Origin of the sequence: Spongiivirga citrea (assembly GCF_010671565.1) — a bacterium.
GTDB classification, from domain to species: Bacteria; Bacteroidota; Bacteroidia; order Flavobacteriales; family Flavobacteriaceae; genus Spongiivirga; species Spongiivirga citrea.
This window is the reverse complement of sequence record NZ_JAABOQ010000005.1, coordinates 55,331-71,125: the sequence shown is the minus strand read 5'-3', so window position 1 is coordinate 71,125 and position 15,795 is coordinate 55,331. Positions and strand designations below refer to the sequence as shown.

The following is a 15,795-nucleotide window of genomic DNA, read 5'->3' as shown; positions in this document are numbered from 1 at the left end:
GTTTTGTACTCGAGGTGGGAATCGAACCCACACTCCCGAAAGAACTGGATTTTGAATCCAGCGCGTCTACCAGTTCCGCCACTCGAGCAATTTTCCGTAAACGGACTGCAAAACTAAAAAATATATTCAAATCTCACTCAAAATAATACAGTTAAAACTTCTCACCTTGAAATAAATTTCTAAATTTGCACCCTGTTTTAACAAGGGTAGTATAAACAGCGACAGCACAACAACATAACACCATGCCAAATGACCAGCTAGAACCCAAGCTTTTTGCCTGTACTCAAAGTAAAGAGTTAGGCGAAAATATTGCAAAATGCTTCGGTTCTGAATTAGGAAACGTAATTACATCGACTTATAGTGATGGCGAATTTCAACCATCATTTGAAGAGTCGGTTAGAGGAACTAGAATTTTTATAATCGGTTCGACACATCCTAACGCTGATCATTTAATGGAAATGTTGTTAATGTTAGATGCCGCTAAGCGCGCATCAGCAAGACACATAACCGCTGTACTACCGTATTTTGGTTGGGCAAGACAGGATCGCAAGGACAAACCTCGTGTCCCTATCGCCGCCAAGTTAATAGCAAAAATGCTGGAAGCTGCAGGAGCTACTCGTATTATTACGATGGATTTGCATGCTGACCAGATACAAGGGTTCTTTGAAAAACCGGTTGATCATTTGTTTGCATCAACAATTTTTCTTCCTTATTTAAAGGAATTGAATTTAGACAATTTAACCATCGCCTCACCTGATATGGGTGGTTCGAAAAGAGCTTATGCCTATAGCAAGGCAATGGAGAGCGATGTGGTAATTTGTTATAAGCAACGTGCAAAGGCCAATGTAATTTCTCATATGGAATTAATTGGTAACGTAACCGGAAAAAATGTGGTATTGGTTGACGATATGGTCGACACCGCTGGAACATTAACTAAAGCTGCCGATTTGATGATGGAGCGCGGTGCTGTGAGTGTTCGAGCAATTTGTACACATGCCTTATTATCGGGCAATGCGTATGAACGTGTTGAGAAATCGCAGCTAAAAGAGTTGATTATAACAGACTCTATACCATTAAGACAAGAAAGCAGTAAAATAAAGGTACTTAGTTGTGCCAATTTATTTGCCGATGTAATGCACCGCGTGCATACTAATACATCAATAAGTTCAAAATTTTTAATGTAGGTCCTTATTCCTACTGCGAGAGCAAAAAAATAAGAACAAAATTAAATTTATATACAATGAAAGCGATTACAATCGTAGGATCAGAAAGAGAAAGCGTGGGCAAGGTAGCTACCAAAGCCTTACGTAATGCTGGAAAGGTTCCTTGCGTTATTTACGGAGGAGACAAACCAATTCATTTTTCAGCAGGAGAATTAGCATTTTCAAAATTGGTTTACACTCCAAACGCACACACTGTTGTGATTGATTTGGGTAACGGAACCTCTGTAAATGCAATTTTACAAGACATTCAGTTTCACCCAGTAACTGACCGTATTTTACATGTTGACTTCTATCAAACTTTTGATGATAAAGAAGTAACAATGAACATACCAGTTCGTACAGTAGGTACTTCTCGTGGTGTTCTTAATGGTGGTGTATTGCGTATTAACCGTCGTAAGTTAGCGGTACGCGCATATCCTAAAAACTTACCAGATTTTATTGAAGCTGATATTTCAAAGCTTAAAATCGGAAGTAAATTGTACATTACAGAATTGGCACATGATGATTATAAATTCTTGCATCCTGATAACGCAGTAGTTGCTCAGGTTAGACGTTCAAGAGTTTCTATTGATGATGAGGAAGAAGAGGAAGACGAAGCAGCTGAAGGAGCACCAGCAGCTGAAGGAGCAGCTCCGGCTGACGCACCTGCCGCTGAGTAAACTTTTCTAACAACTAACAATAAAAGCACTTCTAGTTTTCTAGAGGTGCTTTTTCAATTTTAGCAAATCACATCTACAAGCTTTTAAAAACTTTGCAGGTCAAGGCTCACTAAGTTATTTTTGCCCAAACCAAAATACCATGTTCGGATTTCTAAAACGCTTATTCCGTTCAACAACTTCTTCTATAATTGAAGAGACTGATACTATGAAGAAATTTTTAATCGTCGGCTTAGGAAACATTGGTGCTGATTATGATGGTACCCGTCATAATATCGGTTTTGAAGTACTTGATCATTTAGCAAAAGAAGAATCATTAACCTTTGAAAGTGTAAAACTAGGCTCAATTTCTCTTTATAAAATAAAAGGAAGGTCGCTGCTTTTATTAAAGCCGAGCACTTTTATGAATTTAAGTGGAAAGGCCGTCAGGTATTGGCTGGAAAAAGAGAAAATTCCAATTGAAAATCTGCTAGTGGTTACTGATGATCTTAACTTGCCATTTGGCAGCATCCGACTAAAAGCAAAAGGTAGTGATGGCGGTCATAACGGACTTAAAGACATACAAGCGCAATTAAACACCACTAAATATAGCCGGTTCCGATTTGGTATTGGTGCCGAATTTGGCAAAGGCCGCCAAGTAAATTATGTGTTAGGTAAGTGGAATGACGATGAGTCTTCTAAACTAAAAGAACGTCTTGATCAATCTATTGCGCTAATTAAGTCTTTCGTGCTATCGGGTGCCGCTCAAACGATGAGTAATTTTAATGGGAAATAAGTTTTTATGATCATTACCGACACCCATACTCACCTATACAGCGAAGCCTTCGACGATGACCGGAAGGAAATGATTCAACGTGCTCTTAAAGCTGGTATATCCCGTTTTTTTATTCCTGCAATCGATTCGACCTATAATGAATCGATGTTTCAATTAGAAAAAGATTTTCCTGAAAACGTATTTCTAATGATGGGGTTGCATCCTACGCATGTAAAAGAAAATTACTTAGATGAACTTGCGATTGTAGAAGACCTATTTTCAAAAAGATCATTTTATGCAGTTGGTGAAATCGGCATCGACCTATATTGGGACAAAACGACTTTAGCGATACAACAAGACGCTTTTAGAAGACAAATACAACTTGCCAAGCGACAAAAATTGCCAATTGTAATTCATTGTCGTGAAGCTTTCGATGAAATATTTGAGGTTTTAGAAGAAGAAAAAGCTGACGATTTATTCGGAATATTTCACTGCTTTACCGGCACCTTGGAACAGGCCAATCAGGCAATTTCTTACAATATGATGCTAGGTATTGGTGGTGTGGTCACTTTTAAAAATGGAAAAATAGATCAATTTTTAAATGAAATTCCTCTTGGACATATTGTTCTTGAGACCGACTCCCCATATTTATCACCTACTCCATTCCGAGGTAAGCGTAATGAAAGTAGTTACATTATTAATGTATTAGAAAAATTGGTGGATATTTATCAGAAGACACCTGAAGAAATTGCAGCAATAACGACACAAAATTCTAAAAAAGTTTTTGGGGTTTAACGCGAATTTTACTCGTATTCCCATTCTATTTTGTTCATTTGCAATACCAACTAATAAACCAATTTCTTTTGCAAAATTTCGATGCGATAAGGCCCTATCACGATCATGAAGTACAGGATGTACTGCAAAACAGCACGAAGCATCCTATGGTCAAGGCATTGCTTAATTTTACCTTTCCCAATAAAACGGAGAATGAGGTAGCCGATATCTTAAGCAACTGTCATTCTATTAAGGACTTTCAATCGCAAGTTATTTATCACTCTGTTCAAAATGTACTGGCGCGCAGTTGCGAACAGTTTACGACCAGTGGGTTTGACAAATTAGATCCTAATCAATCGTATTTATATATCTCAAATCACAGAGATATTATTTTAGACACCAGCCTACTAAATGTTGCCTTACTCGATCATAAATTAATTATGACAGCATCTGCAATAGGTAGTAATTTGGTAAAAAAGCCATTTTTAATGAGCCTTTCGCGTTTAAATAGAAATTTCATGATAATGCGTGATCTGGCTCCGCGAGAAATGCTTAAAAGCTCTCAATTAGTTTCTGATTATATCAAACATTTATTACTTGAAGAAAAACGTTCTGTTTGGATAGCACAGCGAGAAGGACGCACTAAAGATGGAAATGATCAAACACAACAGGGCGTTTTAAAAATGATTACTAAGGCCGCAAAAGGAGATCCTTTTGAGTACTTAAAAAAGGTAAAGATTGTTCCAGTATCCATTTCATATGAGTATGACCCTACTGATATTTTAAAGATTCCGGAGCTACTGGCAACTAAAAATCAAATTGAATACATAAAAACCAATAACGAAGATTTTAATTCAATTTTACAAGGAGCTGCGGGAAATAAAAAAAGAATTCATATTGCAGCTGGCGCACCTCTTTCAAAAGAATTGACGGACATTCAAGAATCAGATGAACCGTTGAACAAAAAACTGCTCAACTTAAAAAATTGTATCGATCACGCCATATACCGCAACTATAAATTATGGCCATCAAATTACATTGCCTACGATCTTTTGCATCAGACAGATATCTATGGCGATTTTTATGACGAAAAAGAAAAACGACAATTTGACCGAAGAGTTGAACGTCGTGTTAATCGTGACAACAAACAAGAATTAGAACAGTTTTTGGCCATGTATGCCAACCCTGTAATTAATGCTAAGAAACTTCAAGAGATCTCGACTTACAATTTATAAGCCTTTTAAGTTTTTAATAACACCAAACGCCTTATCGACTTGGCTTTCGCTAACCAAAATGGTAAACTCATAAGAGGTAGAAATCACTTCGTATATATTAACACCTTCCCAAGATAAGCGTTGGAAAATAAAATAATATATACCAGGAATACTCACATTTTCTTTAGGAAGTCGTACTGTGATTGACGAAAGATTTTCCTGTTTTTCGATTAACTGTTCGCCTTTAAAAATCTCCTCGACAAGATCAGACAAACTATTGCTTATTACAATATTAGACTCACCCACACCTCTAGAAGAGGTATAAAAAGCCGACTTATTGCTATAGATTTTTGAAATAAGCTGCGCTTGTTTGCTTAGCAGACTATCCGAAACCTTATATGTATAATCATTTAAGGACGATCTAACAGTAATTTCGCCTATATCCTTTAGGGTTTTTACAATACGATGCGTTGCCCGAAATTCTAACTCTCCGGATAATCTTTTTAATGCCATTACAATAGCACCATTGCGCACATCTTTGCCTAAAGTATGTTCTACTTCAGGTTTAATGTTTCTAGACAATGATGTTAAATTGATGATCCCTTGTGATAAAGCACTTAGTAGAAATGGCTTCGCCTTAATGTATTCTTCTACTACGGAAGAAATTGTTTTCATTGATTACTGTTTTATATGCCCGATTATAATTTTTAGGTAGTCTATGTCAAGATTGTTGCGAACCCCCGCCAAGTAATCTACTTAGTCAATAGGAATTACAAATTTAAATAAATCCAACAAATACTCCAAAATTCTAAACGAATTGTTTTATTTACAACAATTCGTTTTATTTTTAGAAGTGGTAAAAAGCATCTTCCAAATGCTCAATTCTGGTACCTAACTTGTTTTTTATGATGGCAATAATATCAAATTGTATTTCCAAATCAATTTTATTTTTGTTTAAGTAATCGTCCATTGCCTGCACCATGAGATTAATTTTCTTTTTCTTTACAGCATCTTGTGGGTCACCAAATTCCGCAGTCGATCTTGTCTTAACTTCTACAGCTATAATGAGATTATTTTTTCTCGCAACTATATCAACCTCAGCATTTTGAAACCGATAGTTGGTTTCTAAAATGTCGTAGCCCTTCTTCCTCAAATAAGCTATGGCTTCCTCTTCTCCTTTTTTACCTAATTCATTATGTTCTGCCATATATTATGCTATTAACATCTAAAATGCTTAAACAAACCGTATTTAAGAAGATTGCGATATGTTAAATTCTTTAATTTTTGTGAAATAAAATTCGCAAATTTTAGTTAACTATTTATATTTAAAGTGAATAACCTACTTTAAACTAACAAATGCGCACTTAAAGCATTTATTAACCAACAACTATGGAAGCATTTATGACGTGCAACACGGGCACACTCGCACCTTATGTTCCTACGCCAGCAAATCCCTGGGATGAAGAAAAAGTAAACCACGTTTTTAGACGACTTGCTTTTGGAGGATCTAAACAAGAGATTGAAGCCGCACTACTACTATCACCTGGGCAATTAATTGATCAAATTTTTGCAGATGCAAAAGCCTTACCCGCTACCGCACCACCGTTTTGGGCCAATTGGTCTCAAGCAGATTATCCGGTAACAATCGATCCAAACAGTCCTATTCCGGCAGATGAACAGCGAGATGATCAAATACGCGCACAATCAAATGATCAATTTCGTGATTGGCAGCTTCAAGGCGTTAAAGACTTAAAAGCAAATGGTTTTAGAGAAAGAATGGTCTTTTTCTGGAGTAATCATTTGGTTACAGAGCGTCAAGTGTATCGCGCGCCATCGTACTTATATCAATATTATAATTTATTACAAACGCTGTTCTTAGGGAATTTTAAGACCCTTGTGATGGAGATCGGTCTATCCAACGCCATGTTAGATTATTTAGATGGTCGCCAAAATTATAGAGGTAATCCCAATGAAAATTATGGTCGAGAGTTATACGAGCTATTTACGCTTGGAGAAGGTAATGGCTATACAGAAGATGATATTGTAGAAACCGCAAAGGCCTTATCTGGTTATGTGAATAGACCCGTAGATTGGGGACCCATTACGTTCGATCCTACAGAATACTTCGATGGCAATAAAACCATATTCGGTCAAACAGCCAATTTTGATTATCAAGGAGTACATGATAATCTTTTTACACAGCGAGCGCCGCTTATAGCTGAATTCATTTGCGAGAAAATGTACCGCTATTTTGTAAGCCCAACAGTTTCTGAAGATGTTGTAGCGGGCATGGCGCAAACAATGCTTGCAAACAATTTCGAATTAGAACCTGTTTTACTGCAGTTATTTAAAAGTGAACACTTTTTTAACGAGTTCGCTTTTGGTACCATTATTAAAAGTCCATACGATAAAGCGCTTATATATTTAAATGAAACTAGCTTAGAAGTAGATGACAGAATGCTTCGCCGCTTGGTTCAATTCACAGGTTTATTACAGCAGGAAATTTTTAATCCAGTTGATGTTGCTGGTTGGCAACGAAATAAGACATGGATTAACTCAAGTACACTAACCCTTCGTTGGCAAATGCTCGAAGTGTTAACTTTTGATGTGTATAATCGTGATCCTGAATCCTTACGTGAATACGGTAAATCGATCGCAGGATTAAATAACGACCCTGCACAAGTTACTAGACTTATTGTCGACACACTCTTGCCTAAAGGGCTTACGTTAGAATCTGAATATGATTTGGCCACTGACGTTTTTAAAAGCGAAGTTCCTGAGAACTACTTTGAAGCGGGCTTGTGGAATCTCGATTGGGAATCTGCCCCGTTGCAAATGACATTCTTATTAGTTCATATTGCCCGTTTACCTGAATACCAACTTAAATAAAAAGCTATGTGCAATCATCATAACACAGGACGTACTGCCCCAATAAGTCCTAAAAAACTAGACAAACACGCTTTAGAACATAAACAATGGAACCGCCGTTCATTCTTGCAAGCATTAGGCTTGGCAACTGGTGGCTCTTTCATGTTAGCTAACAGTCCTATAACTTATGCACAACCTTCTAGGTTGGCATCAGCTATTAACCAGGCTGAAGGAGATCGCGTAGTCATCATTATTCGTCTTAGCGGTGGTAATGACGGACTAAACACTATCGTGCCAATTTATGATTACGATACTTATGCTCAAAGACGACCTAATATTCGCATTTTACAAGAGCAAATGACCAACCTTTCTGATGACTTCGGAATTCCTAATTACCTTACCAATATGGAACGTATGTGGGGTGATGGAGCTATGAAAGTTGTACATGGAGTGGGATATGAAAATCAGAATTTATCGCATTTTACAGGCTCTGATAACTGGGCAAACACCAATCCAGGCGAAACCGATTATACTGGTTGGATGGGACGTTATTTTGAAGGAAAGTTTCCCGATTTTTTACTTGACCCACCACCAATGCCTGCTGCCATTCAAATAGGAAGCATTGGTAATTTAATTTTTGATGGTATTGAGACCAATTATGCATTTACGGTAGCAAATCCACAACGTTTGTTTGAAATTGCTTCTGGTGGCGAATTATTTAATACTGATCAAATTCCTGATTGTACGTATGGTGAGCAGCTTCAGTTTATGAAAGGTTCTGCTAACAACACCATTACCTACGCCGGAATTATACACGAAGCATACCAACGTTCTTTCGATACAGCAAATTATACTGATACCCGAATGGGAAATCAGCTTCGTATCGTATCTCGATTAATTAAAGGAAACCTTGGTACCAAGGTTTATATGATTAGCCTCGGTGGTTTCGATACGCATTCAGGTCAATTAGAAGCGCACCAGCGATTAATGCTTGATTTATCGGACAACTTAAAAACCTTCTACGATGATTTAGCTACGGTTGAAAAAGATCGTGATGTCCTAAGTATGACCATTTCAGAATTTGGTCGTCGTGTTGAAGAAAATGGATCAGCAGGTACCGATCATGGTTCTGCAAGTAATATGATGTTATTCGGTCCAGGGTTAGAGGACAATGGTTTTATAGGAAATCATCCTGACCTACAAGCGCTAGACCGTCGTGGAAATATGCAATATGATGTCGATTTTAGAGCAGTATATGGTACTGTTATGAAAGAATGGTTGTGTATTGAAGAAGATATTGTAGACGATGCCTTATACGGCGGATATGATAGTCTTGATCTTGGCTTCGGTTGTGTTTCTAGACTTGATACAGAAGAAGAAATTACAGAAAATACCGAAGACTTTACACACAACGCCATTTACGACGATAACGGACAAACTTCTATCTATATTAATGCTCCAACGGCAATGCATATGGATGTGAAATTGTACAATGTATTAGGTCAAGTAGTAACGACCCTTCGCAATGAAATGATGCCTGAAGGTGTATCGACCATTAATATCAGAGAAGAAGCTAAAATGCGACTTGCAACAGGTCAGTACATATACCGTATCGCAACGATTGATCGTAATTATAGCCGAACGGTATTAATGAGATAGAATTGAAATTTCAATATTTTGAAATCCCAAATCCCAAATCCTAAAAACTAAATATTGGAATTTGGGGTTTTTTGTATACCAACTATATATTTATTTTAATTAAAGGTCTCTATTATTCCTCCAATTAAAAGTAAAATTGCAGCGACTAGAATAATATAAGTCCAAAACCTGTTAGGTATATAAAAGAAGTGGTTGTTCATTTCTATTTTTTCTTTTTTGCCATTGGTTTTTATCAAATCATGACTTGTTAGATATATCCATAAAGAAGAAAATAGTAATCCAATTCCCAGTACTATTTGAAAATCATAATCATATGAGAAAACCCCACCAACATAGTTTTTAAGAAATCCATTTATAAGAATACACACAAACAACGGAACTATAATAAAAACAGGGATTAAAATCCCTTTATTGTTGTAAATGAGAATCATTGGTTAAGCTTTGGAATTTAACCAAAAAGGGTTACTTGGTCAACAACCAAGCTTCACGCGTTACATTTCTTTTAATTTCGCGAAGTGAAGCAAGTGCTTCATCTTTATCAGCAAAACCAGCAAAAGATACCTGATGCAATCCATAACGGTTCGTGCCAATTAGTTCAGCTTCGTAACCTTGTGCTATTAATTGATTAATCTTTTTGGTTGCATTGTTTTTTACACGAAAAGCTCCGGCAACAACGAAGTACTTTTTGATCTCTTTTTTAGCAATGTTGATGCTAATGGTCGGCAACTCCATAGGAGCAGTGTCAAAAAAAGTGGCAGTTTGAATACTATCCTCGACTATTTCCTGAGTTTGAGTTCCGACAACTTGTTGAAGGTCTCTATTTTTATCATTAATTTCTTTTACTCCAAAACCAAGTGCTACAAGAAATAAGCCGACCGCAGCGTATCGTAAGATTGGCGATTGAGAACGTCTTTCTGGAGTAATAATTAAAGGTGTTGAGTTTTCTAATGCTTCGGCTTCTTGTTTATATACTTCTCTATTAACGGCAGGCGATGTAAATGATGAAAGCCCGAATGAGGCAGTCAAATAATTTACAGTGTTTGCCGGCGTAAAAATGAGATTTCCTTCAGCATTTAAGTTCAATGCCCCAACTTTTTCAAGAACAACATCCTCGTTTTTATCCAATTCCTTCCACCAAAGTTTGATTTGCTCTTCAATGCGATCCATTGCGTTTTCAAAAGAAATCCCATTGCATTCTGCTATATACGAAGCCAACAAACCATCGTTCGTAACAAGTTGCGAATTAAAGGTTAATTGCTTTGATGGCGGAGAAAAACTATGATCAGCACTGTTGTGTTTTGCCGGTTGATAATTGGTAATAAATGCTCCAAACCCCGGAATGGTTACACATTGATAACGGTATAAAAGATCACTGATGGGTTTAGATAATGTCATATGAACAAATATTTAAAAAAAATAGGCTGTAACAAATAAGTGTGTCAACATTTTATTAACAAAAAAATCTACCCTATTTTGGTTTCCTGATTTTCAAAAAGATAGCGTGACTGAAAACGAGTTGTTATTCACATTACAATTGCAATGTATACCTGGTGTGGGTGATACAACGGCTAAAAAATTACTGCAACATTGTGGTAACGCTGAAGCTGTTTTTAAGGAAAAGGATCAGAATCTACTGAAAATTGAAGGCGTTGGCACTTTGCTATTGAAAAATTTAAATAGCACTGACAATAGAATAAAAGCTGATAAAGAATTACAATACATTCAGCAAAACAATATTCAATATTCCTATTTTACAGATCTTGATTATCCCGAGCGACTAAAGCACTGTCTAGATGGACCTATTCTGCTGTTTAGTAAAGGAAACATCAATATAGAAAATCAAAAAATCATAAGTGTTGTTGGCACTAGAAAGATTACTACCAAGGGGCTTGCTTTTTGCGAAAAACTAATAGAAGATCTCGCGCCATTTAATCCTATAATTGTATCTGGTTTTGCGTATGGCGTGGACATTACTGCTCATAAAGCTGCTATTAAAAATAAATTACAAACAATCGGCTGTCTTGCTCATGGTCTCAACCAAATATATCCTAAAGTGCACCATCGTTATGTAAATCAAGTGGAAGAAAACGGTGGGTTTTTTACAGATTTCTGGAGCAGTGCAAATCCCGAACGTGAAAATTTCTTGAAGAGAAATAGGTTGATTGCAGGACTTTCTGAAGCCACGATCGTAGTAGAATCAGCCGAAAAAGGAGGCAGTTTAGTTACAGCTGATATTGCCAATAGTTATAATCGCGATGTGTTTGCTGTACCTGGGCGACCTGCTGATGCCATGAGTGTGGGGTGCAACAACCTTATCAAACAACAAAAAGCACATTTAATGACTAGTGCTGCCGATCTTATTTATTTATTGAATTGGGAACTAGAAAAAAGTGCTAAGTCAAAACCAATTCAAAAACAATTGTTCGTCGAACTAGATGAAACCGAAAAACGGGTGTATCGATTTTTAAAAGAACAAGAAAAAGAGTTGCTAGATATCATAGCACTCAATTGCGAAATACCAACTTTTAAAGCCGCTAGCATTTTATTGAATATGGAGTTGAAGGGTATTGTGCGACCATTGCCAGGCAAGTTGTTTGAGCTTGTTTGAAATCAAAATTCTAAATTACAAGCACCAAATTCCTAAAGTCGAAAGTCGAATTACGACCCAAATGTCAGTTCGAGTTTTTTAATTGAACGATAGTGAAATTAAAAAGTATCGAGAACCTGTTATAGAAAAATTCTTTTCTAGCAAGTTTGCATTGTTATTTCACAGAGTTACACAAAGAACCACAAAGATGCGCAGAGAGATCCTGCCTTAATTAATAAAACGGTCTTAGAAAATAACAAATGGTAAATCACATCTGCGGTTTGACCACTAAACCTAGTATCCAACCACAGCTCTTACTCTACCCAAAACTTCATTTGCAACTTTTCGAGCTTTTTCGGCTCCATGTGCCAAGGCATCGTCAACTTCATTAAGGTTTTCCATATAATGGTTAAAACGAGTTCTTTCTTCACTAAACTTGGTAGTGATCAATTCATATAAAGCTTGTTTTGCATGACCATAACCATAGTTTCCGCCTTCATAATTAGCTTTCATTTTGGTGATTTCATCATCTGAAGCCATTAATTTATAGAGTGCAAATACATTACAAGATTTCCAATCTTTAGGCTCTTCAAGTGGAGTGCTGTCCGTTTGAATTCCCATTATTTGCTTTCGCAACTTCTTATCGGCAAGAAAAATATTAATCGTATTACCCTTACTCTTACTCATTTTAGCCCCATCGGTACCGGGCACATACATCGTATCTTCATTATGAGTCGCTTCTGGTAATACAAACACCTCTTTTTTCATCGCCGCATGAAAACGAGCTGCTACATCACGCGTCATTTCAAGATGTTGTTGTTGATCTTTTCCTACGGGAACAAACTCAGCATCATACAATAAAATATCAGCTGCCATAAGCATAGGATAGGTAAACAATCCAGCATTTACATCTTCTAAACGATCTGCTTTATCCTTAAAACTATGCGCCAAGGTTAAGCGTTGATAAGGAAAATAGCAGCTTAAATACCAGGATAATTCTGCTGTTTGCGGCACATCACTCTGGCGATAAAAAACAGTTTTATCAATATCCAATCCAAAAGCCAACCATGCCGCTGCAGTAGCATAAGTGTTCTGCCTTAGTGTTTCGCCATCTTTTATTTGGGTAAGAGAGTGCATATCTGCTATAAATAAAAACGACTCGTTTTTTTCATCGCTTGCCATTCTTATTGCAGGAATGATTGCCCCTAACAAATTCCCTAAATGTGGAGTTCCCGTACTTTGTACTCCTGTTAAAATTCTTGCCATTATTCCTTTATCTCAAGGCGACAAAGGTAAATTATTCATCTATATTTTCTCATTTTAATTGTTTGATATGATTTTGAGCTAAGCGCAGCACAATTTGTTTATTTTTGAATCCATGCGATATCTTAAATATCCTTTTTGGCTGTTATACCGAATATGGTTCTATATTTTGGTTACCGTTCCTATTATTATCTTATTTCCTTTTTTGATTATTTCGATTTTAAAGGAAAGCTGGTATCCATTTTTTTTCAGATTAGCGCGTATTTGGTCCAAGGTTATTTTATACGGAATGGGTTTTGTTCCTCTTATTAAAAGGGCGCAAAAGCTAAACTGGAAGGACAGCTATATGCTTATTGCCAATCATACTTCGATGACCGATATTATGTTGATGCTATTGGTGGCAAGGAGTCCTTTTGTGTTCGTGGGGAAGGCTGAACTGGCTAAAATTCCATTATTCGGGCTGTTTTATAAACGCACTTGTATTTTGGTAGATAGAAGTAGTTCTAGAAGCAGAAATGCCGCTGTACTAGCTGCCCAACGAAGATTAAAACAAGGTTTAAGCATCTGTATTTTTCCAGAAGGTGGTGTTCCTGAGGACGAAAATATTGTATTAGATTCATTTAAAAATGGGGCATTTCGTTTGGCAATCGATCATCAAATTCCAATCGTACCAATTTCATTTGCCGACAATAAAAAGCGTTTTTCATACACCTTTTTCAGTGGTGGGCCAGGTCAAATGCGTGTACAAGTACATCAGTTTTTAGATACGCATGATCTCGACAGATCTGCAGTCGATGAGCTTCGAGATGAGTCTTGGAAAATTATTTATGACCAATTAATGACTTTCAATCATCAACCGATTATCGACAAAGCTTAACTGATATTTCATTCCAAGAATAAATACTATCTTTACCTTTTATCAGATGAATTCCGTAATTGGGCTAGAAATGGGAAGTTGCTTTTTTCTTTTTCGAAGCCGTAAAATTCTTGCATAGCCATTGCTACGGAAGCTTTTTACAATGAAGAAAAAGGACAAATGAACGAGCATTTAGGCTAATTATGGGATTTATTTGATAAAGCTTGCTTGAAATTTTTTATAAACCATCTCCTGAAGTAGCAATATATTCAGGATCAATTATATATACATATGGGTTGTAACAGTTGTTCAACCGGAAAAGACGGCCAACCTAAAGGCTGTCGTAATAATGGCACCTGCGGCACCGATAGTTGCAATAAACTAACGGTTTTTGATTGGTTATCAAATATGACTTTACCGGCAGGTCAAGAACCTTTTAACTGCGTGGAGGTTCGCTTTAAAAACAGTCGAAAAGAATACTTTAAAAATACCGAGAATCTAACGCTAAGCATTGGGGATATAGTTGCTACCGAGGCTTCTCCTGGACATGATGTGGGCATGGTTACCTTAACCGGTGAACTTGTTCGTATTCAAATGAAAAAAAAGAAGGTCAAGGAAGATTCTGAACAGGTAAAAAAAGTATACCGTAAAGCATCACAAAAAGATATTGACATCTGGCAAAAATCCAGAGATCGAGAAGAAGATATTAAAGTGAGAAGCCGTGAGTTGGCAATTAGACTTGGACTTCAAATGAAAATTTCGGACATCGAATTTCAAGGCGATGGCTCTAAAGCCACTTTTTATTACACGGCGGAAGAACGTGTTGATTTTAGACAGCTTATTAAAGACATGGCAAAGTCATTTAGCATTCGTATTGAAATGCGACAAATTGGCTACCGTCAAGAAGCAGCTCGACTTGGAGGAATTGGTTCTTGTGGTCGAGAATTATGCTGTTCTACATGGCTCACCGATTTCAGATCGGTAAGCACCGCAGCAGCTCGTTATCAGCAATTATCATTAAATCCGCAAAAGTTAGCTGGACAGTGCGGAAAATTAAAGTGTTGCTTAAATTATGAATTAGACACATATCAAGACGCGCTAAAAGAATTCCCGAGAACCGACACAAAACTGTATACCGAAAAAGGAAAAGCCGTTTGCCAAAAAACCGACATTTTTAAAGGTGTAATGTGGTTTGCTTATGAAGGCGAATGGATGAATTGGCATAAAATTACTGCACAACAAGCCAATGAAATTATTGAGCTGAATAAGGCTAAAAAACCGGTTGCAAGTCTTGAGGAATACGCACTTGAGTTAGAAGAAGATACTAAAGTTGACTTCGAGAACGTTGTGGGACAAGATAGTTTAACTCGTTTTGACAAACCGAAACGCAGTAAGCGGAACAATCGGAATAAAAACAAACGTCGTAACAAAAACAACAAGAACCGAGCCCAAAAAAAATGAGTAAATACTGCTGTATAGCACTCCTCATAATTCTGTGTTTATCCTGTAATGATCAAGCCAGTTTTTCTGATTATCAATCAATAAATGGCGAATGGGATAAAAATGAACGAATAAACTTTACATTTCAACCAGAAGATACACTCTCAAAAAACCAGTTGTACCTTCACGTACGTAATAATAATGAATACGAATTTAGTAACTTGTACCTAATAGCTACTCTTAGCGCACCCGATGGTCTTGTTCAAACCGACACCTTGCAGTATGAAATGGCAAAAGCCGATGGTACTTGGTTGGGGACTGGTTTTACCGATGTAAAGGAGAATAAACTTTGGTATAAACAAGATTATGTTTTTAAAAACTCGGGAGAATACCTACTTGAAGTTGGTCATGCAATGCGAAAGAACGGGGAAGTACAGGGCATAGGAAAACTAAAGGGAATTACAGAAATAGGTTTTAGTATCGAAAAAGCACCAAATTAAA

At 36.9% G+C, this 15,795-nt stretch carries 16 protein-coding genes and 1 tRNA gene; 11 read left to right on the top strand and 6 right to left on the bottom strand.

The window, feature by feature from the left end; all coding sequences use genetic code 11:
* Positions 1 to 6: 6 nt before the first annotated feature.
* Positions 7 to 88, bottom strand: a tRNA-Leu gene (locus tag GWK10_RS12290).
* Positions 89 to 242: 154 nt separating this feature from the next.
* Between GWK10_RS12290 and GWK10_RS12285 the strand changes: the two genes are divergently transcribed.
* From GWK10_RS12285 to GWK10_RS12265, 5 genes are all read left to right on the top strand, one after another.
* The gene (locus GWK10_RS12285; RefSeq protein WP_164032683.1) at positions 243 to 1,184 is read left to right on the top strand and encodes a ribose-phosphate pyrophosphokinase; all 942 of its coding nucleotides are present in this window, start codon (positions 243 to 245) and stop codon (positions 1,182 to 1,184) included.
* Positions 1,185 to 1,240: 56 nt separating this feature from the next.
* Positions 1,241 to 1,882, top strand: a complete 642-nt coding sequence (locus GWK10_RS12280) for a 50S ribosomal protein L25/general stress protein Ctc (RefSeq protein WP_164032682.1) — start codon at positions 1,241 to 1,243, stop codon at positions 1,880 to 1,882.
* Positions 1,883 to 2,021: 139 nt separating this feature from the next.
* Positions 2,022 to 2,654, top strand: a complete 633-nt coding sequence (gene pth / locus GWK10_RS12275) for an aminoacyl-tRNA hydrolase (protein ID WP_164032681.1) — start codon at positions 2,022 to 2,024, stop codon at positions 2,652 to 2,654.
* Between the two features lie 6 nt (positions 2,655 to 2,660).
* Positions 2,661 to 3,428, top strand: coding sequence for a TatD family hydrolase (locus GWK10_RS12270; protein WP_164032680.1), 768 nt, complete (start codon positions 2,661 to 2,663; stop codon positions 3,426 to 3,428).
* A 68-nt stretch (positions 3,429 to 3,496) separates the two neighbouring features.
* On the top strand, positions 3,497 to 4,642 hold the full coding sequence (locus GWK10_RS12265) for a 1-acyl-sn-glycerol-3-phosphate acyltransferase (RefSeq protein WP_164032679.1): 1,146 nt from the start codon (positions 3,497 to 3,499) through the stop codon (positions 4,640 to 4,642).
* Here GWK10_RS12265 and GWK10_RS12260 read toward each other — a convergent pair.
* The gene (locus GWK10_RS12260) at positions 4,637 to 5,296 is read right to left on the bottom strand and encodes an aspartate kinase (protein WP_164032678.1); all 660 of its coding nucleotides are present in this window, start codon (positions 5,294 to 5,296) and stop codon (positions 4,637 to 4,639) included. The two genes, GWK10_RS12265 and GWK10_RS12260, sit on opposite strands and share 6 nt — an antisense overlap.
* Before the next feature lie 172 nt (positions 5,297 to 5,468).
* Positions 5,469 to 5,828 (bottom strand): YraN family protein, encoded by a 360-nt coding sequence (locus GWK10_RS12255; protein ID WP_164032677.1) that lies wholly within the window; start codon positions 5,826 to 5,828, stop codon positions 5,469 to 5,471.
* Between the two features lie 182 nt (positions 5,829 to 6,010).
* Between GWK10_RS12255 and GWK10_RS12250 the strand changes: the two genes are divergently transcribed.
* Together GWK10_RS12250 and GWK10_RS12245 are read left to right on the top strand one after the other, a co-directional pair.
* A complete protein-coding gene (locus GWK10_RS12250) occupies positions 6,011 to 7,510 on the top strand; it encodes a DUF1800 domain-containing protein (protein WP_164032676.1) in 1,500 nt (499 codons plus the stop codon).
* A gap of 6 nt (positions 7,511 to 7,516) precedes the next feature.
* Positions 7,517 to 9,148: a DUF1501 domain-containing protein gene (locus GWK10_RS12245; protein ID WP_164032675.1), complete on the top strand. Its 1,632-nt coding sequence runs from the start codon at positions 7,517 to 7,519 to the stop codon at positions 9,146 to 9,148.
* A 95-nt stretch (positions 9,149 to 9,243) separates the two neighbouring features.
* Here GWK10_RS12245 and GWK10_RS12240 read toward each other — a convergent pair whose 3' ends face one another.
* Positions 9,244 to 9,579 (bottom strand): hypothetical protein, encoded by a 336-nt coding sequence (locus GWK10_RS12240; RefSeq protein ID WP_164032674.1) that lies wholly within the window; start codon positions 9,577 to 9,579, stop codon positions 9,244 to 9,246.
* A gap of 31 nt (positions 9,580 to 9,610) precedes the next feature.
* Positions 9,611 to 10,543 carry an HU domain-containing protein gene (locus tag GWK10_RS12235; RefSeq protein WP_164032673.1) on the bottom strand — a complete coding sequence of 311 codons (933 nt, stop codon included), beginning with the start codon at positions 10,541 to 10,543 and terminating at the stop codon, positions 9,611 to 9,613.
* A gap of 106 nt (positions 10,544 to 10,649) precedes the next feature.
* Here GWK10_RS12235 and dprA point away from each other — a divergent pair, with 106 nt between their 5' ends.
* A complete protein-coding gene (gene dprA / locus GWK10_RS12230; RefSeq protein ID WP_164032672.1) occupies positions 10,650 to 11,756 on the top strand; it encodes a DNA-processing protein DprA in 1,107 nt (368 codons plus the stop codon).
* Positions 11,757 to 12,029: 273 nt separating this feature from the next.
* Here the strand turns inward: dprA and trpS are convergent, their stop codons facing one another.
* Positions 12,030 to 13,001: a tryptophan--tRNA ligase gene (gene trpS / locus GWK10_RS12225; RefSeq protein ID WP_164032671.1), complete on the bottom strand. Its 972-nt coding sequence runs from the start codon at positions 12,999 to 13,001 to the stop codon at positions 12,030 to 12,032.
* 112 nt (positions 13,002 to 13,113) lie between these two features.
* Between trpS and GWK10_RS12220 the strand changes: the two genes are divergently transcribed.
* From GWK10_RS12220 to GWK10_RS12210, 3 genes are all read left to right on the top strand, one after another.
* Positions 13,114 to 13,875 (top strand): lysophospholipid acyltransferase family protein, encoded by a 762-nt coding sequence (locus GWK10_RS12220; protein ID WP_164032670.1) that lies wholly within the window; start codon positions 13,114 to 13,116, stop codon positions 13,873 to 13,875.
* A 270-nt stretch (positions 13,876 to 14,145) separates the two neighbouring features.
* Complete coding sequence (locus GWK10_RS12215) at positions 14,146 to 15,315, top strand: PSP1 domain-containing protein (protein WP_164032669.1); 1,170 nt, start codon at positions 14,146 to 14,148, stop codon at positions 15,313 to 15,315.
* Entirely contained in the window at positions 15,312 to 15,794 is a 483-nt protein-coding gene (locus tag GWK10_RS12210; protein ID WP_164032668.1) for a gliding motility lipoprotein GldH, read from the top strand. Before GWK10_RS12215 ends, GWK10_RS12210 begins: the two co-directional genes overlap by 4 nt.
* The last annotated feature ends 1 nt before the right edge of the window (position 15,795 follow it).